19 protein-coding genes are annotated in these 19073 nt (G+C 62.8%); 7 read left to right on the forward strand and 12 right to left on the reverse strand.

The features are described 5' to 3' along the window. Positions 1-16 precede the first annotated feature (16 nt). Positions 17-247, forward strand: coding sequence for an N-(5'-phosphoribosyl)anthranilate isomerase (locus tag LHL23_RS01760; protein WP_226428574.1), 231 nt, complete (start codon positions 17-19; stop codon positions 245-247). A gap of 35 nt (positions 248-282) precedes the next feature. On the opposite strand, the gene LHL23_RS01765 is transcribed toward LHL23_RS01760, so the two are convergent. The 3 genes from LHL23_RS01765 to LHL23_RS01775 form a co-directional block, all read right to left on the reverse strand. After that, complete coding sequence (locus LHL23_RS01765; protein WP_226428575.1) at positions 283-1653, reverse strand: cytochrome P450; 1371 nt, start codon at positions 1651-1653, stop codon at positions 283-285. Continuing rightward, positions 1650-2900: a hypothetical protein gene (locus LHL23_RS01770; protein WP_226428576.1), complete on the reverse strand. Its 1251-nt coding sequence runs from the start codon at positions 2898-2900 to the stop codon at positions 1650-1652. The genes LHL23_RS01765 and LHL23_RS01770 overlap by 4 nt, the downstream gene beginning before the upstream one ends. Positions 2901-3010: 110 nt before the next feature. Then, on the reverse strand, positions 3011-3763 hold the full coding sequence (locus LHL23_RS01775) for a cytochrome c biogenesis CcdA family protein (RefSeq protein WP_226428577.1): 753 nt from the start codon (positions 3761-3763) through the stop codon (positions 3011-3013). A 94-nt stretch (positions 3764-3857) separates the two neighbouring features. Here LHL23_RS01775 and LHL23_RS01780 point away from each other — a divergent pair, with 94 nt between their 5' ends. Then, on the forward strand, positions 3858-4091 hold the full coding sequence (locus LHL23_RS01780; protein ID WP_226428578.1) for a sulfurtransferase TusA family protein: 234 nt from the start codon (positions 3858-3860) through the stop codon (positions 4089-4091). 157 nt (positions 4092-4248) lie between these two features. Here the strand turns inward: LHL23_RS01780 and LHL23_RS01785 are convergent, their stop codons facing one another. The 6 genes from LHL23_RS01785 to purC all read right to left on the reverse strand — a co-directional run bounded on the left by LHL23_RS01785 (position 4249) and on the right by purC (position 12798). Next, positions 4249-7272 carry an Rne/Rng family ribonuclease gene (locus tag LHL23_RS01785; RefSeq protein WP_226428579.1) on the reverse strand — a complete coding sequence of 1008 codons (3024 nt, stop codon included), beginning with the start codon at positions 7270-7272 and terminating at the stop codon, positions 4249-4251. Between the two features lie 587 nt (positions 7273-7859). Further along, positions 7860-9197, reverse strand: a complete 1338-nt coding sequence (locus LHL23_RS01790) for a sigma-54-dependent transcriptional regulator (RefSeq protein ID WP_222475416.1) — start codon at positions 9195-9197, stop codon at positions 7860-7862. Positions 9198-9227: 30 nt separating this feature from the next. Further along, on the reverse strand, positions 9228-11000 hold the full coding sequence (locus LHL23_RS01795) for an ATP-binding protein (RefSeq protein WP_226428580.1): 1773 nt from the start codon (positions 10998-11000) through the stop codon (positions 9228-9230). Positions 11001-11036: 36 nt separating this feature from the next. Then, positions 11037-11705 (reverse strand): phosphoribosylformylglycinamidine synthase subunit PurQ, encoded by a 669-nt coding sequence (gene purQ / locus LHL23_RS01800; protein ID WP_226428581.1) that lies wholly within the window; start codon positions 11703-11705, stop codon positions 11037-11039. Continuing rightward, positions 11705-11935, reverse strand: a complete 231-nt coding sequence (gene purS / locus LHL23_RS01805; RefSeq protein WP_019297460.1) for a phosphoribosylformylglycinamidine synthase subunit PurS — start codon at positions 11933-11935, stop codon at positions 11705-11707. Before purS ends, purQ begins: the two co-directional genes overlap by 1 nt. 101 nt (positions 11936-12036) lie before the next feature. Then, entirely contained in the window at positions 12037-12798 is a 762-nt protein-coding gene (gene purC, locus LHL23_RS01810; protein WP_222475411.1) for a phosphoribosylaminoimidazolesuccinocarboxamide synthase, read from the reverse strand. A 273-nt stretch (positions 12799-13071) separates the two neighbouring features. Between purC and LHL23_RS01815 the strand changes: the two genes are divergently transcribed. Together LHL23_RS01815 and bmt are read left to right on the forward strand one after the other, a co-directional pair. Next, positions 13072-13389 (forward strand): DUF1476 domain-containing protein, encoded by a 318-nt coding sequence (locus tag LHL23_RS01815; RefSeq protein WP_222475409.1) that lies wholly within the window; start codon positions 13072-13074, stop codon positions 13387-13389. 311 nt (positions 13390-13700) lie between these two features. Next, positions 13701-14723 carry a betaine--homocysteine S-methyltransferase gene (gene bmt / locus LHL23_RS01820; RefSeq protein ID WP_226428582.1) on the forward strand — a complete coding sequence of 341 codons (1023 nt, stop codon included), beginning with the start codon at positions 13701-13703 and terminating at the stop codon, positions 14721-14723. A gap of 122 nt (positions 14724-14845) precedes the next feature. Here bmt and LHL23_RS01825 read toward each other — a convergent pair whose 3' ends face one another. Both LHL23_RS01825 and LHL23_RS01830 read right to left on the reverse strand, forming a co-directional pair. Beyond that, positions 14846-15124: an acylphosphatase gene (locus LHL23_RS01825; RefSeq protein WP_222475405.1), complete on the reverse strand. Its 279-nt coding sequence runs from the start codon at positions 15122-15124 to the stop codon at positions 14846-14848. Positions 15125-15197: 73 nt separating this feature from the next. Further along, on the reverse strand, positions 15198-16250 hold the full coding sequence (locus LHL23_RS01830; RefSeq protein WP_226428583.1) for a PA0069 family radical SAM protein: 1053 nt from the start codon (positions 16248-16250) through the stop codon (positions 15198-15200). Positions 16251-16499: 249 nt separating this feature from the next. Here LHL23_RS01830 and LHL23_RS01835 point away from each other — a divergent pair, with 249 nt between their 5' ends. Both LHL23_RS01835 and LHL23_RS01840 read left to right on the forward strand, forming a co-directional pair. Then, the gene (locus LHL23_RS01835) at positions 16500-17198 is read left to right on the forward strand and encodes a corrinoid protein (protein ID WP_222475402.1); all 699 of its coding nucleotides are present in this window, start codon (positions 16500-16502) and stop codon (positions 17196-17198) included. Position 17199: 1 nt separating this feature from the next. Beyond that, positions 17200-17910 (forward strand): DUF1638 domain-containing protein, encoded by a 711-nt coding sequence (locus LHL23_RS01840; RefSeq protein ID WP_226428584.1) that lies wholly within the window; start codon positions 17200-17202, stop codon positions 17908-17910. 93 nt (positions 17911-18003) lie between these two features. Here LHL23_RS01840 and LHL23_RS01845 read toward each other — a convergent pair whose 3' ends face one another. Beyond that, on the reverse strand, positions 18004-18414 hold the full coding sequence (locus LHL23_RS01845; protein ID WP_226428585.1) for a SufE family protein: 411 nt from the start codon (positions 18412-18414) through the stop codon (positions 18004-18006). Between the two features lie 134 nt (positions 18415-18548). On the opposite strand from LHL23_RS01845, the gene LHL23_RS01850 reads away from it, so the two are divergent. After that, positions 18549-19055 carry a hypothetical protein gene (locus LHL23_RS01850; RefSeq protein WP_226428586.1) on the forward strand — a complete coding sequence of 169 codons (507 nt, stop codon included), beginning with the start codon at positions 18549-18551 and terminating at the stop codon, positions 19053-19055. Positions 19056-19073: the final 18 nt, after the last annotated feature.

Here is a 19073-nt window from a genome sequence, read left to right on the forward strand (position 1 = left end):
TGCGGACACTTGCCGCATGGCACATGTGTTTCGCACTATCTCACCCGAATTGTGGATGCAGCAGATCTTCGATGTGAAGTCTGCCCGCCAAGGCGGTGTCGTGCGCCGCAAACTGCGGGATGTTGAACGCAATGTCGGCCTGGCCCCGCTGCATAACGAAGTGCGGCGGCGCGGATATCATGCGGTCTTGAATGGTGAGCAGGTTAACATCTTCAGCAATAATCAGCCTGTTCGCTTGCTGTGCTGACACCAAAGTTTTCTGAAAACCTTGGTCAAGGCTTTTCAGAAAAGTTTTGGCTGCCGGGGCGATAGCCGCAGCCAGATCCCGTTTTTCGACCGCACTGTCAGATGCGCCACCGGTACCGGCGTCTTGCCTTCCACGGGTTCAATCCGGAACCGGCGCAGGATCATCGACAGGATCAGCGGCCCCTCCACCATGGCGAACCCTGCCCCGGTGCAGACGCGAGAGCCTGCAGAAAACGGGATATAGGCATCGCGCTGGCATTGCTTGCCGTTTTCCGTCTGCCAGCGCGCGGGGTCAAAACCATCCGGGTTTTCCCACAGCCGCTCATGCCGGTGCAGGTGCCAGGGGCTCAGCACCATCTGCGCCCCTTCGGGCACTGCGCGGTTCCTGAACCGTTCCGGGCAGGCTGCCTCGCGCACCATCATCGGCACCGGCGGATAGAGCCGCAATGTTTCGCGGAACACGTCACGGCTGATCTTCAGCTTTGACACCGCGGCAAAGCTCTCATCCTCCAGCGCAGCCGCTTCCGCCGCCACTTTCTCCTGCCACTCCGGGTACAGTGCCATCAAGTAAAGTGCCCATGCCAAGGCAGAGGCGCTGGTTTCATGGCCGGCAAGAAAGAAGATCGCCACCTGATCCACCATCTCGGCCGTATCAAAGGTGCTGCCGGTTTCCGGGTCACGGGTGGTCATGATCTTGGTCGCCAGATCATCCGGCGCTGTGCCTGCTTTGATTGCCGCCATGCGCTCGGCCGTGAGCTGTTCAATCAAGGCCCGTATCTCAGCCGCGTTCCGGCGGGTGCCGCGGCGAAAGAACCGCGGCACCCAGCGCGGCAGCGGCACAAAGGCGGCCAGGTTCAGCAAGGGCTGGCTGCGCTGGTAGTCGCGGAAGCGGGTAAAGACCCTCCCCGCCACCTCATGTTCGATCGGGATCGAAAACAGCGTCCGGAATATCACGTCCGCTGCCGCGTGCGAAGTCTCCTCCTCAATCTCCACCGGCCCCTGCCGCCCTTCCAAACGCGCCACGGCCGCCTCTGCTGCCGCCCGCATGGCCGGGAAAGTGTCCTTCAGCCTTCCCCCCTCGAACGCCGGGTCAATGATCCGCCGCTGCCGCTTCCAGGCGTCGCCATTGGTCAGGAACACCGAATTTCCCAGCAAGGGCTTCAGCCCTTCGGCGATGCGGTCCGATTTCGGAAAGTCGTCCGGGCGCTCCTTCAGCAGCAGCTTCACCAACTCCGGCTGGTTGACGAGAAAAGAGCGGAAGAAGGGCGTACGGAACTCCGCCATCCAGGCCCGGTAGAGCTTTGCAGGCTGCGCCGAAAGGAGATCCTGGCGGAACAGTTTCACATAGCGCCACAGCGACACCCGGTCGGGCCGTGCGGATGGTTTCGGCGGCAGCACAGGGGTCATTCGGCAGCCACCGAGGTGAATTTCGAGACCGGCACATCAATCCGGGACTGCGACGGTTTGCGGTCCCTGTAGCGCTCCGCCAGCGTCAATGGCCCGGCAGTGATCCGGAAGTAGTCATAGTCGCCTGGCCGGTCAAAGGCGCAGAGATACTGGAAATGCAGCCGGAAGAAGCGCCAGCGCAGCTGCTGCCAGCGCTCCGGGCTGAGGGTTTGGGTGAAGGCAGCCGAGAACACCAGCGGCCAGCGCTTACCCTCCGGTGCGACGCCGCTGACGGCCACCGGATCACATAGAGCGAAGGCGCATCCGTCACCCGGCGCGGTGACATCAATCCAAGTGATTTCATAACTCTGCGACAGATACTTAAGGTCGGTCCGCAAACGCTTTGCCTTCGGCAGGAAAGAAACCATCGGCACCACCTGCCCCAATGTCAGAAATCCCAAGGCCGGCCGCTCCGGCGGCAGCCCGTCACGCAACAGATCCGCCAACACTGACACCCCCAGATGCGCACCGGAGGAATGGCCGACAACCAGCACCTCATCCAGTCCCTGGTCATCCAGCGCCTTGCGGATCAGGGAGCGGAACTGGCGCATCCGCGCCTCCATGTCGGGCGGGATGGCGCCCCGCGACGCTGCCGAATGGGCGTAGTCATGCATAAGATAATAGGCAAAGAACTTGCCATCGCGCTTCTTGAACCAACGCAGCAGAGCATAGCCCGCTCCAAGGCCCGTGGCCCATCCAATGAGTGCGGCCAGCGGGCCGCCGAGGCTGGCCAACCCAGCCAGGATGGCGAATGCCTTTGCCACGCCCCAAGCCAGCAGCAGCGCCAATAGCGCCTGCAGCAGCAGCATTCCAACCGGGTACAGCGCCGCAATCACCGGCCCCTTGCGCAGCCGCATCATCCGACGCAGCGCGCCGGTGGAGATATAGATCCAGGCAGTCCGCAGCAGCTGCCAGTAGGTGCCCGGAATCGTTGCCTCCATACTGCCGCGCACGATGTCGGACCAGACCAGCACTTCGAAATCCGCCCCGGTCCGCTGCCCGTCCATTTCCGCAGCGGCATGCCAGCCGTAGGGGCCTTTGGTCCGTTTCGGGGACAGGGTCAGGCTGTAGCCGGAAATCTCCGCCTGCGCAGCGCCTTCCTTGCGGTAAAGCTCGCGGTAGCGGCGCGGGTGAATCGGGTCATAGCCGGGGATGTAGAACACCCGCCGCCTGCGCACCTGCTGGGGTTTGGAACCGGTTTGATCCACGCTGACCTGCTCTGCCTTTCCGCGGTGAGACTAGCAGCGCATTCCGGCAAGAGTAAGGCCTGGTAGGCGCAAGAAAAAGGGACCCGAAGGCCCCTTCCCATTCCCCGGTCTCAACCCAGCGCTGCCAGCGCCGGAAAGGTCTCCAGCAGCCACCATGAGAAAGTGGTGAACAGGCCGGTGACCAGCATGATGCCGACAAACAGCAACAGGCCGCCCATCACCTTTTCGATCAGCCCCATATGGCGCTTCATCTTGTTCATCAGCGTCATCGACCGGTTTAGGAACATCGCCGCCAGCAGGAAGGGCACCCCCAGCCCCGCGGCATAAACGCCCAGCAGGATGGTGCCGCGGCTGACGGAGGCTTCCGATGCTGCCAGAGACAGGATCGCACCCAGCTGCGGGCCGATGCAGGGCGTCCAGCCAAAGGCAAAGGCCAGACCCAGCACATAGGCGCCCAGGGCGGAACCGCCGGACTCGCCTGCCTCCATCCGCGCCTCGCGGTCCAGCAGGGGAATACGGAACACCGACAGGAAATGCAGGCCGAAAATGATCACCACAACACCTGAAATCTGCGCGAAAAGTTCCTGGTTCTTCAGCACGAAGGCGCCAAAAGCCGACGCGGTGAATCCAAGCAGCAAAAATACCGTGGACAGCCCCAGCACAAAGAACAGCGCGGCGATGATCGCCTTGCGCCGCGCAGCGGAGGTGCCCTGCATCTCGCCGATGGTCACACCGCTCATGTAGGCCAGATAAGGCGGCACGATCGGCAGCACGCAGGGCGACAGGAAACTGATCACGCCGCCCAGCAGCGCCACCAGCATGGCAGGGAGCAGCCCTGCGTCGATGATCTCGATTCCAAACATGTTGCAACACTTATGTCAGCAGCGGGCCAACGTCACGGGGACGGCTGGTCACATCCTTGTGGACAGCATGAAACATCCCGCTTATCTGCACACCATGACCGAGATCAAAGAGACATTGGACGCAATCGGGCTGCTGTGCCCCCTGCCCGTCCTGAAGGCACGCAAGCGGCTGAAATCACTGGAACCCGGCCAGGTTCTGGAACTTCTGGCGGATGACCCGGCGGCGGTGATCGACGTGCCGCATTTCTGCAATGAAGCGGGCCATGAGTTTCTCGGCCACAGCGCCGGCTCGGACCACCAGATCTATCTGATCCGCAAACGCAGCTAAACTGATTCAGCGCTGACGTCGTTCAGGGTGTGTTGCGGGCTGCATCGCGCATTGGGAAACGGCTGCCGTCATGCGCGATTGCTGCCAGAGAAGCACCGGCAGAGCAAAAAAGAAAGGCAGGCCAAACAGCCTGCCTTTCCCTAGATCTTCTTCAGCCTTAGCTGCCCATCGACCACCAGCCGCGGCGCTTAGGCTTGGGCGGGGCCGTCGGTTCCGGCTCAGCCTCAGCTCCGGCCATGGCAGGCTCCGGCTGCTTTTCCTCAGCCGCAGGCGAAGGCTCGGCTGCTGCGGTCTCTTCCTCAGCAACCGCTTCTGCAGCAGGCTCTTCAGCGGCGGGTTCGGCTTCTTCCGCCTCAGCCTCTGCAACAGCAGCTTCTTCTTCGGCTTCCTCAGCGTTCTCTGCAGTCTCAGCTTCAGCTTCCGCAGCGTCCTCTGTCGCTGGCGCGGCTTCAGTTTCCGCCGGAGCCTCTTCGGCCTCTACGGCCGTTTCAGCCGCCGGTTCTGCAGCCTCTGCCACCGGCGCTTCTTCTTCCTGCTTGGGCGCTTCCTCTGCATCGGCGGTTTCCGCAGCCGCGGCAGTTTCCTCAGCAGCTTCCGCCGGGGCCTCTGCCTCTCCGGCAGCAGCGTCTTCAACGGCGGCGACTTCTTCTTCAGCCTGCTTTGCCTTCGGCTTGCGGGAGCGGGTACGGGTACGGGAGCGTTTCTTCTCCTTCACCTCTTCCGCAGGAGCCTCTTCGCCTTCCGCGACAGCATCAGAGGCTTCGGCCGCCTCTTCCTTGGGCTGGTCCTGGTCCTCAGATGCCTCGTCGCCGGTGTCGCCGGTCTCACCGTTCTGAGACTGCTCGCCATTGCCGGACTTACGGCGGCGGCGGCGGCGGCGCTTGCGCTTGGGCTTGTCTTCCTGCGAGGCCTCGTCTGATGCCTCAACTGCGGCGGCAGCTTCTTCCTCGTCCTGCTTGGCCTCGTCAGCGTCCACCTGATCCATGATCGAGGTATCCACCGACACCACCGGTGCGGTGGCCGCAGGCACGTTGCGCGAAGCGGTCTTGAATTTCTCCAGCACAAAGTCCGGGCTGACCAGGTGCGGATCGCCTTCGATGCGCACGGACAGGCCATAGCGGGCCTCGATCTGCGCGATATGCTCGCGCTTCTGGTTCATCAGGAAGTTGGCGATGGACACCGGGCAGCGCACCAGAACCTCACGGGAGCGGCGGCGGGTGCCCTCCTCCTCGATCTGGCGCAAGATCGACAGCGCCATCGAGTCGTCGGAGCGGATCAGGCCGGTGCCATGGCAGTGCGGGCACGGGGCGGTGGTCGCCTCGATCATGCCGGGGCGCAGGCGCTGGCGCGACATTTCCATCAGGCCGAAGCCGGAGATCCGGCCCACCTGGATGCGGGCGCGGTCGGTCTTCAGCTTGTCCTTCATGCGCTTTTCGACGGCGGCGTTGTTCTTGCGCTCGTCCATGTCGATGAAGTCGATGACGATCAGGCCGGCAAGGTCGCGCAGGCGCAACTGGCGGGCAACTTCTTCTGCCGCTTCCAGGTTGGTCTTGAGCGCGGTTTCCTCGATCGAGCCTTCCTTGGTGGCGCGGCCGGAGTTCACGTCGATCGCCACCAGCGCTTCTGTCACGCCGATCACGATATAACCGCCGGATTTCAGCTGCACGGTCGGATTGAACATGCCGCCCAAGTAGCTTTCGACCTGGTAGCGCGCGAACAGCGGCAGCCCTTCCTGGTAGTGCTTCACGTTCTTGGCGTGGGACGGCATGATCATCTTCATGAAGTCTTTGGCGATGCGGTAGCCGCGGTCGCCTTCCACCAGAACTTCGTCGATCTCGCGGCTGTAGAGGTCGCGGATCGAGCGCTTGATCAGATCGCCTTCTTCGTAGATCTTGGCCGGCGCGATGGATTTCAGCGTCAGCTCGCGGATCTGTTCCCACATCCGCTGCAGGTATTCATAGTCGCGCTTGATCTCGGATTTGGTGCGCTTGGCACCGGCGGTGCGCACGATCAGGCCCGCGCCGGTCGGCACGTCCAGTTCGGTTGCGATGTCTTTCAGTTTTTTGCGGTCGGCTGCATTGGTGATCTTGCGGGAGATGCCGCCGCCGCGGGCGGTGTTGGGCATCAGCACGCAGTAACGGCCCGCCAGCGACAGATAGGTGGTGAGAGCAGCCCCCTTGTTGCCGCGCTCTTCCTTGACGACCTGCACCAGCAGCACCTGGCGCACCTTGATCACTTCCTGGATCTTGTAGCGGCGCGGGCGCGGCTTGCGCGGCGGACGGATGTCCTCGCTGTCGTCCTCGTCGGCAACCGACTCGATGCTTTCATCCTTGGAGGTGGCATCAGCGCGGCTGGTTTCGCCTTCGTCGTCGCCATCCTCGTCGCTGTCTTCAGCTCCGTCTTCCTTGGCTTCCTCAGCCGCAGTCTCAACTTCTTCAGAAACGGCTTTCGCTTCGGTCTCTGCTTCGGCTTCGTTTTCCTCAGCTGCTTCAGCCGCGGCCTCTTCCGCCGGGACCTCTTCATCAGCAGCAGGGTCTTCCGCAACAGCATCTTCAGCAGCGGCAGCCTCTGCTTCAGCCTCAGGCGCAGCGGTATCGCCCTCTTCCGGCTCTTCCACCGGGGTCTCGGCAACACGCTCCATCGGCGAGGAGCCCTCGGGCACCTCGGCCAGCTCCGCCGGGACATCCGCGGCTTCACCCTCGCCGGTCAAGTCAATGGTTTCCATGCCGGCGATTTCACCGGTTCCAGCGTCAGCTGCCTCGACGTCTTTGGTTTCGACAGCATCCTTGGAAGACGCCTTCGCTGCTTTTGCAGAGGATTTGGACCGGCGCGAGCGTTTCGGCTTGGCCGGTTTTTCTTCCTCATCCTCATCGCGGGCGCGCATTGCCTCGGCATAGGCGCGCTCTTCCTCCATCAGGGCCTCACGGTCCGCGACGGGGATCTGGTAGTAATCCGGGTGAATCTCGGAAAACGCCAGGAAACCATGGCGGTTGCCGCCATAGTCCACAAAGGCCGCCTGCAGGGACGGTTCGACGCGGGTTACTTTTGCGAGGTAGATGTTGCCAGCAAGCTGGCGTTTGTTTTCGGATTCAAAGTCGAACTCCTCAACCTTGTTTCCATCGACCACCACAACGCGGGTCTCTTCCGCGTGGGTGGCGTCAATAAGCATCTTCTTTGCCATGGGTCCTTGGTGCACCTGCCCTGTGCGCCCGCAAGCCTCCTGCTTCCAGGCGGCCGCGCGCGTTTCGGGTGGTGTCTTGTCAGGGCGATCTTGGACGGCGCGGTGCAGCAGGTGGTCCCGGGTTCGATGCCCGGCCTTCCTGCCTCAGTGCTCTTCGCTCTCGCGCGCGTCATCGCGGTTCTTCTCCGGCAGACGGGGTATGCCCGTGCCTGCCTTGTTATCCCTGCACCGGTGATAATTCCGGCTTGGGCGCTAAACTGCCCTCTTGGTTCAAGAGGGCCAATCGGTCTGGCTGCGGCTTTCTCGGATCATGCCGGACAAAAGCCGAAGCCAGCGAAACTCATCAGAACGGGAGAAACCAAATGCCGGTTTCCGGCCCGTTGCGCCAGCATAAGGCCTGTGGATAGGTAATGACAATGGACATTCGTCACCACGCGGCCTGAAAATGCAAACGGCCTGCCGATAGCAGGCAGGCCGTTAATTTCAGGTAACTTTTTGGATCGAAGCCTGTATCCACATAATATTCCGGCTGTGAAAACACGTACTTTCCGGGCCGTTTTTCGCACAAGGAAACGGCTGGTGCAGGCTCAGGCCAGGTAATCCGACCGTTGCAACCCGTATTTCGCCATTTTCTCGTTCAGAGTCCGGCGCGGCAGGCACAGCTCATCCATGACGCTGGCGATCGAGCCCTTGTGCCGGCGCATGGTGTTGTCGATCAGCATCCGCTCAAAGGCTTCCACATATTCCTTCAGCGGCTTGCCTTCGGTGGTCATGACAGGCTGCATTTCCTCGTGATCGGACATCAGGAGCGAGGCAATGGTGCCGGAGCCGCGGCGCGATTGCAGCACGGCGCGTTCGGCGATGTTGATCAACTGGCGCACATTGCCCGGCCAGGGCGCCTGCAGCAGCTGCGCGGCTTCTTGGGCGCTGACCTGCGGTGCATCGCAACCGTACTCCTCCGAGAACTGCTCGCTGAGGCGGGTGAACAGGGTCAGGATGTCCTCGCCGCGCTGGCGCAGCGGCGGCACGGTGATGCGCAGCGCCGCCAGGCGGTAGAACAGATCCGGGCGCAAAGCATCCTCGCAGGTCTTGCCTGCTTCCTGCAGGTTGGAAATGGCGATGATCCGGGTTTCCGCAGGGGTGCCCTGCTCGTTGATCACGCTCAGCAGCTTGGCCTGCAGGGTTTCCGACAGCGCGTCAATGTCCTCCAGCACCAGCGTGCCGCCGCGGGCCTCCTCGATGGCCGGCAGCATGCTGTCTTCCGGCAGCATCGGGCCGAACAGGCGCTTGGACAGCACCTCCTCCTCCAGCGCGGCGCAGGAAATCAGCACGAATTTCTTGCCCGCACGGCTGCCAACCGCGTGCAGAGCATGGGCGACCAACGTCTTGCCGGTGCCGGTCTCGCCGTCGATCAGCACATGGCCGTCGGCCTGGCCCAGGTCCAGGATATCCTCGCGCAAGCGCTCCATCACCGGGCTCTGGCCGATCAGTTTCTTCATGATCTGCGAACCGTCCGACAGCTCGCGGCGCAGCGCGCGGTTGTCGAGTGTCAGGCGGCGCGCGCCGGTGGCGCGCTTGGCCAGCTCCGACATCCGGTCCGGGTTGAAGGGTTTTTCCAGGAAGTCGAAGGCGCCGACGCGCATCGCCTCAACCGCCATCGGCACATCGCCGTGGCCGGTGATCATGATCACCGGCAGCGCGGAATCGCTGCCCATCAGCTTCTTCAGAAACTGCATGCCGTCCATGCCCGGCATCTTGATGTCAGAGATCACGATGCCCGGGTAATCCGGCCCCAGAACCTTCAGCGCCTCTTCTGCGCTGGAAAAGGTCTCCGTGTCGTAGCCCGACAGCGCCAGCCACTGGCTGATCGACTGCCGCATATCCTGTTCGTCGTCCACGATCGCGATTTTCATAGCCTGGGCCATGCGCGTTCTCTCCTAATCACTCCGGGCTGCCTATTCGGCAGCTTCGATGCCGTCCACCAGGACCGGCAATTGCATCTCAAAGACCGCCCCGCCGTTCTGGCCGTTGCGGGCAGTCAGCCGTCCCCCAAGGTCGTTGACGATCCCCGAGGAGATGGCAAGACCCAATCCAACACCGTCACCGGGCTGCTTGGTGGTGTAAAAAGGCTCAAACAGGTTGTCGAAGTCCTTGATACCCATCCCATTGTCGCGAACCGACAGGGTCGCCGTCTCGCCCGCCGCCAGCAGGATTTCAACCTCAGGATCCGCCACGGATTTGGTGGCGTCCAGCGCGTTGCGCAAGAGGTTGACCATCACCTGCTCCAGCCGCATCCGGTCCCCCATCACCATAACAGGTTCTTCCGGCAGGATGCGGGTTATTTTCACATGCCGCTGACGCAGCTGCGGCTCCATCATCGACAGGCTGGAAGCCAGCGCATCGCCCAAGTTTACAGGGCTGAACGCATCGCCGCCCTTGCGCGCGTAGGATTTCAGCTGGCGGGTGATCGCGCCCATCCGCTCGATCAGATCGTCGATGCGCCCGAAGGAGGCCAGCGCCTCGTCCGGACGGTTCCGGTTCAGCAGCAGCCGGGCGCCGGCCAGATAGGTTTTCATCGCCGCCAGCGGCTGGTTCAGCTCGTGACTGACGGCGGCAGACATCTCGCCCAGGGCGGCCAGCTTGGAGCTCTGCGCCAGGCTCTGCTCGGCCACGGCGAGGGTCTTTTGCATGCGTTCACGCTCGGCAATTTCCCGCTGGAGGCGAGCGTTCAATACGCGAAGCTCTGCCGACTCGCGCTGGAACAGCGCCATCCGCAACGCGGTTTTCCTGCTCAGAAAGTAGAACGCCAGCGCCAGAAGGATTGCGAATCCCATGATCTCCAGCGCCAGCACCGCATTGACCCGCTCTCGGACGGAGGAGTAGGTGGTGAATGTGGCCATCCGCCATCCCTGGAACGGCACCCGCGTTTCCAGCCGCATCACGGCTTCGCCCTGCAGGTAGGCATCCGGCGGCAGCGCCGTCCAGTCCGTGGTGGCACGGATCGCCCGCTGGATGGCCCCTTCGGGCGTCTGCAGCGTCAGCGCATCGCCCTCTTTCAACCCGCGCCAGCGCGCTTCGGTGGCAAGAATGATGTTGCCGGTGCTGTCGGTCACCAGAACCGCGTCCGAGATCCCGGCCCAGGCCCGTTCGAATTTCTGCAGGTCGACCTCGACAACGATGGCCCCCAGCACTCCGGTCGCGTCGATCACCCGCCGGGAATAGGTGAAGCGGTAGCCGCCCACCTCCCGCGGGATGATCGAGAACACCGTCGACTTTGCCCGCACCGCGTCGACAAAATAGGCCGCGTTGCGGTGGTTTTCCCCCAGCCGATTGCGGTCGGTTGCCGCCACCGTGCGGCCGTCCTGCGCCAGAAGCATGATCGAGGCGGCGCCGATTTCATCGACAAAGGAAATCAGCCGCTGGGTGGAGAGGGAGAAGTCGCTGGACTGCAGCGCTGAGATCAGCGTCTGGTCGCGGGCCAGCAGCTGCGGCACGATGGCATGCTGGCGCAACTCGCTCAGCAGGTTGCCCGAATAAAGCGCGAGGCGCAGCTCTGCCCGGTTGCGGGTGCTTTCGGTGAAACGGTGGGTCAGCGCCCGGTTGGTAGTCCAGACCGTGACCGCCGCCACCACCATGAACAGCACAAGCGCCAGCCGCGCCCGCCATGAAATCGTGCGGGAACGCGCCTTTGGCTCGGACTTATTAAGATCGGTGCGCGGGGCGGTCATATTGACACACTATGGCTGCCGCCCCGCATCCTCAAGTCACGCAGCGGTGACCATCCCGGCCAGTGCGCGGAACACTGCCGCACCATCGGTGCCGCCATGACCCTCGTCCGCAGCCCGTTCCGGATGCGGCATCATACCGAGAACACGGCGGTTTTCGGACAGGATGCCCGCAATGTCAGCCACCGAACCGTTGGGGTTTTCCTCGTATGTGAAGGCCACCCGGTCCTGATCGTGCAGCGCCTTGATGGTCTCTGCATCGGCAAAGTAGTTGCCGTCGTGGTGGGCAATCGGCACGCCGATCACGTCACCTGCATTGTAACCTTGGGTAAAGACGCTCTCGGAGGTCGCGACTTTCAGGTTCACGGTGCGGCAGATGTACTTGAGCCCCGCATTGCGCAGCAGAGCGCCCGGCAGCACGCCGGTTTCGGTCAGGATCTGGAACCCGTTGCAAACGCCGATGGCATAGCCGCCGCGGTCTGCGTGATCGATCACCGCCTTACAGATCGGCGACTGGGCCGCGATGGCGCCGCAGCGCAGGTAATCGCCATAAGAGAAACCGCCCGGCACGCCAACAATGTCCACGCCTTCGGGCAGCGCGCTGTCCTTGTGCCAGACCATCGACACGTCGAAACCGGCCTGTTCGAACGCCACCGCCAAGTCGCGGTCGCAGTTCGAACCCGGGAATACAACAACCGCCGCCTTCATCAGGCCATCTCGATGCTGTAGGATTCGATCACGGTGTTGGCCAGCAGCTTCTCGCACATCGCGGTCACATCCGCCTCGGTTGCGCCTTCGGCCAGGTCCAGATCAATCACCTTGCCCTGACGCACGCCTTCAACCTTGTCAAAGCCCAGAGCGCCGAGCGCGTGGCGCACGGCCTCCCCCTGCGGATCCAGAACCCCGTTCTTCAGCATCACATGCACCCGTGCCTTCATCGCATCATCCCTCAGATTTTCGATGGCGAAGCCCTCCCGGGCTTCATCTTTCCAAAAATACTCAAAGACCCGCGGCGCGGCAGGCGCAGCGGGTCCCCATTTCAGTTCACCAGCGTCGGCTTGCCCGGCGCAGGCGGATTGTTCGGCATCACGCCCAGGCGGCGTGCGACCTCAGAATAGGCGTCCGTCAGGCTGCCCAGGTCACGGCGGAACACGTCCTTGTCCAGCTTCTGGCCGGTCTTGATGTCCCACAGGCGGCAGCTGTCGGGGCTGATCTCATCGGCGACCACCAGGCGCTGGAAGTCGCCCTCGTAGATGCGGCCGATCTCGATCTTGAAGTCGACCAGGCGGATGCCGACTGCCAGGAACACGCCGGACAGGAAGTCGTTCACACGCAGCGCCAGGCTCAGGATATCATCCATGTCCTGCTGGCTGGCCCAGCCGAAGGCAGCGATGTGCTCTTCGGTGACCAGCGGATCGCCCAGGGCATCGTCCTTGTAGCAGTATTCGACCACCGGGCGCGGCAGCTGGGTGCCCTCGTCGATGCCCAGGCGCTTGGAGATCGAGCCGGCCGCGTAGTTGCGCACGATCACTTCCAGCGGAATGATCTCGCAGCTGCGCACCAGCTGCTCGCGCATGTTCAGGCGCTTCAGGAAATGGGTCGGCACGCCGATCTGCGCCAGGCCCAGCATGAAGAATTCGCTCAGGATGTTGTTCAGGACACCCTTGCCCTCAATCACGTCGTGTTTTTCGGCGTTGAAGGCGGTGGCGTCGTCCTTGAAATACTGGACGATGGTGCCGGGCTCGGGGCCCTCGTACAAAGTCTTGGCCTTGCCTTCATAAATCTTCTTGCGACGCGCCATTGGGAACCTTTCGGGTCAATGCCGGGAATCCGGCCCTGCGATGTGCCGCTCTCATAGTGCAAGGGGGCCTCAGCCGCAAGCTTGCTGCAGCGCCCGGGCGAACGGCATCCCAGGCCGCAACCCCATCTGTCCGCGCCCGCAGCTCCGGGCACGCCCGCCCGCCCCGTTTGCAGCAGTGTTCAAAGGCTTTTCCAGGCACAGTTTTTTCTTGCCCTGAGCCAGTATCATGCTCCTATCATACAAGGGGTACAATAGGTTTAATGAGGACGCGACATGACAACATTTGACGAGCGCGAACAAGCCTTTGAAGCGAAATTCGCGCATGATGAGGAGATGCAGTTCAATGCGCAGGCGCGCTGCAACAAGCTGCTGGGCATGTGGGCCGCGGATCTGCTGGGCATGACAGGCAGTTCTGCCGCATCTTATGCCCAGGCGGTGGTCGCAGCAGACGTGGAGGAAGCCGGCCACGAAGACGTGGTGCGAAAACTGGAAGGCGACCTGAAAGGCAAGGCAACGGAAGAGCAGATCCGCGCCAAGCGCGCAGAGCTGCTGATCGACGCAAAGGCCCAGATCCTCAGCGAATCCAGCTGATTGGCCTGCCACTGGCAACCACGGACCAGCAGGCCCGAAGGCCCGTGTTCAAGCAGGAGACGCCCCCGCCGGTGCCTTGATGCCTTTTCCGGCTTCTGAGCGGCCAAACTGCCGGACAGACAGAACGGCACCTGGCCCTGTGCATTGGCGCATTCATGCGCCTGCCGCCGGTTTTGCGGCAGCAGGTCCGCAGTCTCATAATGAAGATGAAGAAAATGAAATTGCCCTTGCTCGTCCGGCGTGAGACAGGGGAAACAGACCTATTTGCCGCCCGGCCCACCGGGGCGGCCTGCTGACACGGGACACGACCGATGACAAACACATTCAAACAGCTGCTGGACACCAAAGACGTGCTGCTGGCGGATGGCGCGACCGGCACCAACCTGTTCGCCATGGGCCTTCAGTCCGGCGACGCACCGGAGCTGTGGAACGTAGACGAGCCCAAGAAAATTCTGGCACTGTATCAGGGGTCTGTTGATGCCGGCAGCGACCTGTTCCTGACCAACAGCTTTGGCGGCACCGCCGCGCGCCTGAAACTGCACGATGCGCAGGGCCGCGTGCGTGAGCTGAACCGCATCGCCGCCGAGCTGGGCCGCGAAGTTGCAGACAAGGCAGAACGCAAGATCGCTGTTGCCGGCTCCGTCGGCCCGACCGGGGAAATCTTCGAACCGGTTGGCGAGATGTCCCATTCCCTGGCAGTTGAGATGTTCCACGAACAGGCCGACGCCCTGAAGGAAGGCGGCGCTGATGTACTGTGGCTGGAAACCATTTCGGCACCGGAGGAGTTCCGCGCTGCCGCCGAAGCCTTCAAGCTGGCAGATATGCCCTGGTGCGGCACCATGAGCTTTGACACCGCGGGCCGCACCATGATGGGCGTGACCTCGTCAGATCTGGCCCAGCTGGTCGAAGAGTTTGAGAACACGCCGCTGGCCTTCGGCGCCAATTGCGGCACCGGCGCCTCCGACATCCTGCGCACCGTTCTGGGCTTTACCGCGCAAGGCACCGAACGCCCGATCATCTCCAAGGGCAATGCCGGCATCCCGAAATATGTCGACGGCCACATCCATTACGACGGCACCCCTGAACTGATGGGGGAATATGCGGTGATGGCCCGTGATGCCGGCGCCAAGATCATCGGAGGCTGCTGCGGCACCATGCCTGCGCACCTGCGCTCCATGCGCGATGCGCTGGACAGCCGCCCGCGCGGCGAGGCACCCGCGCTGGAGAAAATCGTCGAGGTTCTGGGGCCCTTCACCTCTGACAGCGACGGCACCGGCGAAGATGCCGGGGCTGGCAGTGAGCGGCGCGGCCGCCGCGGCCGCCGCCGCGCCTGAAACGCGCTGCCGTCCATTTTGCAGCCTGATACGAGGACCAGTACGGCGCCGCACATCTATTGCGGCGCCGCTTTCATTCTGCCGTTCGGCACGGGGCCAGCCGCCACCGCGTTCCGGCTGCTTCAGCCGACGATCTGAAACCCGCTGACACCCGGTTCCGGGTCGGTCCTTTCGGTCAGCACGTCCTTGACCGATGCCGCACCAGGGCCGCGGCCCATTCTGCGCACCATGTCTGCGACGCTGTCAGACGGCCCCATAAGCAGGGCCCGAACGGAGCCATCAGGTTCATTGCGGACCCAGCCTGTCAGCCCATGGCGCAGCGCCTCCGCCCGCGCCCAGGTGCGGAAAGCCACGCCCTGCACATGCCCGGTGACACGCGCCTTCATAGCAACAGTAGTCATTGGACACCCTCCTTTCAGTCATGGAGATGTCCACCATATCACAAAACTGCCGCCCCGGCTGTTCAAGAACCGGTCAAAACAGAGCCAGCTGGTCGCCAGGCTGCGGCGGTCGGGCAAACAGATCGCAGCGCAGTGCCGCTGTCCGCTGCTGCAGCCCCAGGCGCTTGCAGGCCGCCTTGAACCGCTGGGCAATCATCTCGGCATAACGCCCCTCGCCCCGCATCCGGTGGCCCCAGCGCGGATCATAGTCGCGCCCGCCGTGCATTTCCCGAAGCCTCGCCATTACCTTGGCGGCGCGGTCCGGCTCATGCTGAGCCAGCCATTCCTGCCACAGCTCCGACACCTCGCGCGGCAGGCGAAGCATAATCCAGCTGGCCGCATCCGCGCCCGCCTCCGCCCCGGCGGCCAGCAGCGCCTCCAGCTCATGATCGGTCAGACCCGGAACCACCGGCGAGGTCATCACCCGCACCGGAACCCCAGCCGCGGTCAGCCGCCGGATGGCGGCCAGACGCCGCGCCGGCAGCGGCGCCCGCGGTTCCATCCGGCGGGACAGATCCGGGTCCAGCGTTGTTAGCGAAATTCCAACCCTGACCAGGCCCTTGGCCGCCATCGGTGCCAGAATATCCAGATCCCGCTCCACCATCGCCCCCTTGGTCACAATTGCCACCGGGTGGTTGAAACCGCGCAGCTCTTCCAGGCAGGCGCGGGTAATGCGCATATCCCGTTCGCAGGGCTGGTAAGGATCAGTATTGGTGCCAAGCGCAATCGCGGCCACCCGGTAGCGCGGTGCCGACAGCTCCCTGCGCAGCACCTCGGCGGCATTGGGACGCGCAATCAGCCGGGTTTCGAAATCCATTCCCGGCGACAGCCCCAGATAGGCATGGGTCGGCCGCGCAAAACAGTAGATGCAGCCATGCTCGCAGCCGCGGTAAGGGTTGATCGAGCGGTCAAACGGCAGATCGGGCGAGCGGTTGTAGGTGATCAGCGAGCGCGCCGTTTCCTGGCGCACCTCGGTGGGAATCACCGCTGGCGGAACCTCCTGGAACCAGCCGTCGTCCACGGCCTCCCGCGCCATGTCGAAACGGCCTGCCGCATTGCTGAGGCTAGCGCGCGTTTTGCGGCGCATTGGATGTGGCGTAATTTCCGTCGGCATGGGCGCAAAATAACCGCCCAGAGAGAACAAATAAAGAACAAATGGGCGAATTCGAAGATTTCCATGCGGAATCTTCATTATTCTTGCGCCAGAATTGTCTCTATACGTCGGTTAGAACAGCGGCAATGTCGCAAATAATGCAGTCCGCGGGCGGCATTCTGTCACAAAAGCCTCTGAAATAGGCCAACACCGGGGATTCCCCCGTCAGCAAGGATTAGGCGCATGTCGGACGAAGAAGACATCATCCTCTCGGAACTCGATGACGAGGAACTTGTTCAGCAGATGTTTGACGACCTCTATGATGGTCTCAAAGAGGAAATCGAAGAAGGCGTGAACATCCTTCTGGAGCGCAAGTGGACTCCCTACGACATCCTGACCAAGGCGCTGGTCGGCGGCATGACCGTTGTTGGCGCCGACTTCCGCGACGGCATCCTGTTCGTTCCGGAAGTGCTGCTGGCGGCAAACGCGATGAAGGGCGGCATGGCCATCCTGAAGCCGCTGCTGGCCGAGACCGGCGCCCCGCGCGTCGGCTCCATGGTGATCGGCACCGTCAAGGGCGACATCCACGACATCGGCAAGAACCTGGTTTCCATGATGATGGAAGGCGCAGGTTTCGAAGTTGTCGACATCGGCATCAACAACCCGGTCGAGAACTACCTGGAAGCCATGGAAGAGCACAAGCCCGACATCCTCGGCATGTCCGCTCTGCTGACCACCACCATGCCTTACATGAAGGTGGTTATCGACACCATGGTCGAGCAGGGCCTGCGCGACGACTACATCGTGCTGGTTGGCGGCGCGCCGCTGAACGAAGAGTTCGGCAAGGCAATCGGCGCCGACGGTTATTGCCGTGACGCAGCCGTGGCCGTGGAAATGGCCAAGGACTTCGTTGCGCGCAAGCACAACTCGATGAGCGCCTGATTTGGCACGCAAAGGACGCGCAGCCCGCTTGACAGAGCGGGCTGCCTTCCGTCCCCCGACAGGGCGGACGCTTGAGGAAAGCTCCCTCACCGAACAGGGCCTGGCCGCGCCCGAGAAAAAGACCGGCCGCATCCTGCTGATCGCCTGCGGCGCGCTGGCGCGCGAAATCCTTGCCATCAAGGACGCGAACGGGCTGGATCACATCGACCTCACCTGCCTGCCCGCCAAACTGCACCTCTATCCGGAGCAGATCGTCGACGCCGTCGAGGGCGCCGTGGCCAAGCATTCAGCGGTCTACGACAAAATTTATGTGGTCTATGCCGACTGCGGCACCGGCGGCGCACTCGAGCGCAAATGCGCGGACCTCGGCGTGGAGATGGTCGCGGGACCGCACTGCTATTCCTTCTTCGAGGGCAACGAAACCTTTGCCCGCCACGCTGAGGAAGGCGAAATCACCGCCTTTTACCTGACCGATTTCCTGGTCAAACAGTTCGACGCCTTCGTCTGGCGGCCGATGGGCCTCGACAAGAACCCGGAGCTGAGGGACATGGTTTTCGGCAACTACACCAAGCTGGTTTACCAGTCGCAGATCAGCGATCCCAAACTGGTGGAAAAGGCGCGCGAATGTGCCGACCGCATGGGGCTGGCGTTTGAGCATCGCCATACCGGCTATGGCGATCTGGAAACCGCCATTTCCGCCTGGGCGCGCTAACCGCTTCTTCTATGTGAAAATACTCCGGGGGGCGTCATTGCGGCGCCTTTGGTTCGAGCCCAACGACGACGAGCCCCCCTCACCCGTGATTTGTCAGGCCTGCGCCATCGCGGTTTCGCGGATCCGCTCGATCATCGCGCGCAACCCATTGGACCGCTGCGAAGACAGATGCTCATTAAGTTCCAGCCGCGCCAGTTCCGCCTTTGCGTCCACTGCGGGCACTTCCTTGACCGCCAGCCCGTTGTAAAGGCGGCGCAGCACCGCAATCAGGCCGCGCACGATCATCGCGTCGCTGTCTCCGTCAAAGCGGAATGCGCCGCCCTCAATGGTGGCATGCAGCCACACCTGGCTGGCGCAGCCATCGACTTTGGTGGCAGGCACCTTCAGCGCGTCGTCCAGCGGCTCCATCGCCTTGCCCAGGTCGATCACATGACGGTAGCGGTCCTCCCAGTCCTCCATGAACTCGAAGTCTTCCACAATCTCTTCAAAGGCGGCAGTGGCCATCGTCCGTCAATCCTCAAAACCCGCTTCCGGTGCAGTTCAGCACCTAAGCCCCTGCCCGCCCCTTTTCAACCGCTTTTCAAGCTGCGGCCAATCAGGTAATCCGTTGCAAAGACATTTTGAATGGGCGGGGACAGATGCACAAACCATTGGCTCTTACATTGGCCTGCGCGCTGGTGCTTTCAGCTTGCGGCTGGCGGGATTCACGGCTGAACCCGACCAACTGGTTCGGCAGTTCCGCACCGGTGGAGGCAGCCGCAACGGAGAATGGCAATCCGCTCATGCCCCAGGAAAGCAATGCCCGCGGCATCTTTGCCAAGAAGCCGCCCAAAGACAAAAGCGTGCTGATCAGCCAGGTGTCCGGCCTGCAAATCGAACGCACAACGTCAGGCGCTATCATCCACGCCACCGGCATTGCCGCACGGCAGGGCGCCTTCAAGGTTGAACTGCGCCGCGCCGAGCAAAGCGAAGAGGGCGTTCTGGCCTATGATTTCCGGATCGTCTATCCGGACGAACCCACGATCACCGGCAGCGAGTTCAGCCGCACCCTGCACGCCGCCCGAACTCTGTCGAACCAGGATCTGCAGGAGATCCGTGTCGTTCGTGTGAATGGCGCCGAAAACGCCCGCGAAAGCCGCCGCTGAACCGCTGCCGCGCAGACA

Origin of the sequence: Leisingera sp. McT4-56 (assembly GCF_020514995.1) — a bacterium.
Taxonomy (GTDB): domain Bacteria; phylum Pseudomonadota; class Alphaproteobacteria; order Rhodobacterales; family Rhodobacteraceae; genus Leisingera; species Leisingera aquaemixtae_A.

Bases quoted from the DNA above. Each gene is read 5' to 3' on its own strand.
- purS (WP_019297460.1), bottom strand. From the start codon at position 11,935: ATGAAGGCACGGGTGCATGTGATGCTGAAGAACGGGGTTCTGGATCCG.
- LHL23_RS01775 (WP_226428577.1), bottom strand. From the start codon at position 3,763: ATGTTTGGAATCGAGATCATCGACGCAGGGCTGCTCCCTGCCATGCTG.
- LHL23_RS01795 (WP_226428580.1), bottom strand. From the start codon at position 11,000: ATGACCGCCCCGCGCACCGATCTTAATAAGTCCGAGCCAAAGGCGCGT.
- LHL23_RS01825 (WP_222475405.1), bottom strand. From the start codon at position 15,124: ATGACTACTGTTGCTATGAAGGCGCGTGTCACCGGGCATGTGCAGGGC.
- purC (WP_222475411.1), bottom strand. From the start codon at position 12,798: ATGGCGCGTCGCAAGAAGATTTATGAAGGCAAGGCCAAGACTTTGTAC.
- LHL23_RS01790 (WP_222475416.1), bottom strand. From the start codon at position 9,197: ATGGCCCAGGCTATGAAAATCGCGATCGTGGACGACGAACAGGATATG.
- LHL23_RS01850 (WP_226428586.1), top strand. From the start codon at position 18,549: ATGCACAAACCATTGGCTCTTACATTGGCCTGCGCGCTGGTGCTTTCA.
- LHL23_RS01765 (WP_226428575.1), bottom strand. From the start codon at position 1,653: ATGACCCCTGTGCTGCCGCCGAAACCATCCGCACGGCCCGACCGGGTG.
- LHL23_RS01830 (WP_226428583.1), bottom strand. From the start codon at position 16,250: ATGCGCCGCAAAACGCGCGCTAGCCTCAGCAATGCGGCAGGCCGTTTC.
- LHL23_RS01760 (WP_226428574.1), top strand. From the start codon at position 17: ATGGCACATGTGTTTCGCACTATCTCACCCGAATTGTGGATGCAGCAG.
- purQ (WP_226428581.1), bottom strand. From the start codon at position 11,705: ATGAAGGCGGCGGTTGTTGTATTCCCGGGTTCGAACTGCGACCGCGAC.
- LHL23_RS01815 (WP_222475409.1), top strand. From the start codon at position 13,072: ATGACAACATTTGACGAGCGCGAACAAGCCTTTGAAGCGAAATTCGCG.
- LHL23_RS01785 (WP_226428579.1), bottom strand. From the start codon at position 7,272: ATGGCAAAGAAGATGCTTATTGACGCCACCCACGCGGAAGAGACCCGC.
- LHL23_RS01780 (WP_226428578.1), top strand. From the start codon at position 3,858: ATGACCGAGATCAAAGAGACATTGGACGCAATCGGGCTGCTGTGCCCC.
- bmt (WP_226428582.1), top strand. From the start codon at position 13,701: ATGACAAACACATTCAAACAGCTGCTGGACACCAAAGACGTGCTGCTG.
- LHL23_RS01845 (WP_226428585.1), bottom strand. From the start codon at position 18,414: ATGGCCACTGCCGCCTTTGAAGAGATTGTGGAAGACTTCGAGTTCATG.
- LHL23_RS01835 (WP_222475402.1), top strand. From the start codon at position 16,500: ATGTCGGACGAAGAAGACATCATCCTCTCGGAACTCGATGACGAGGAA.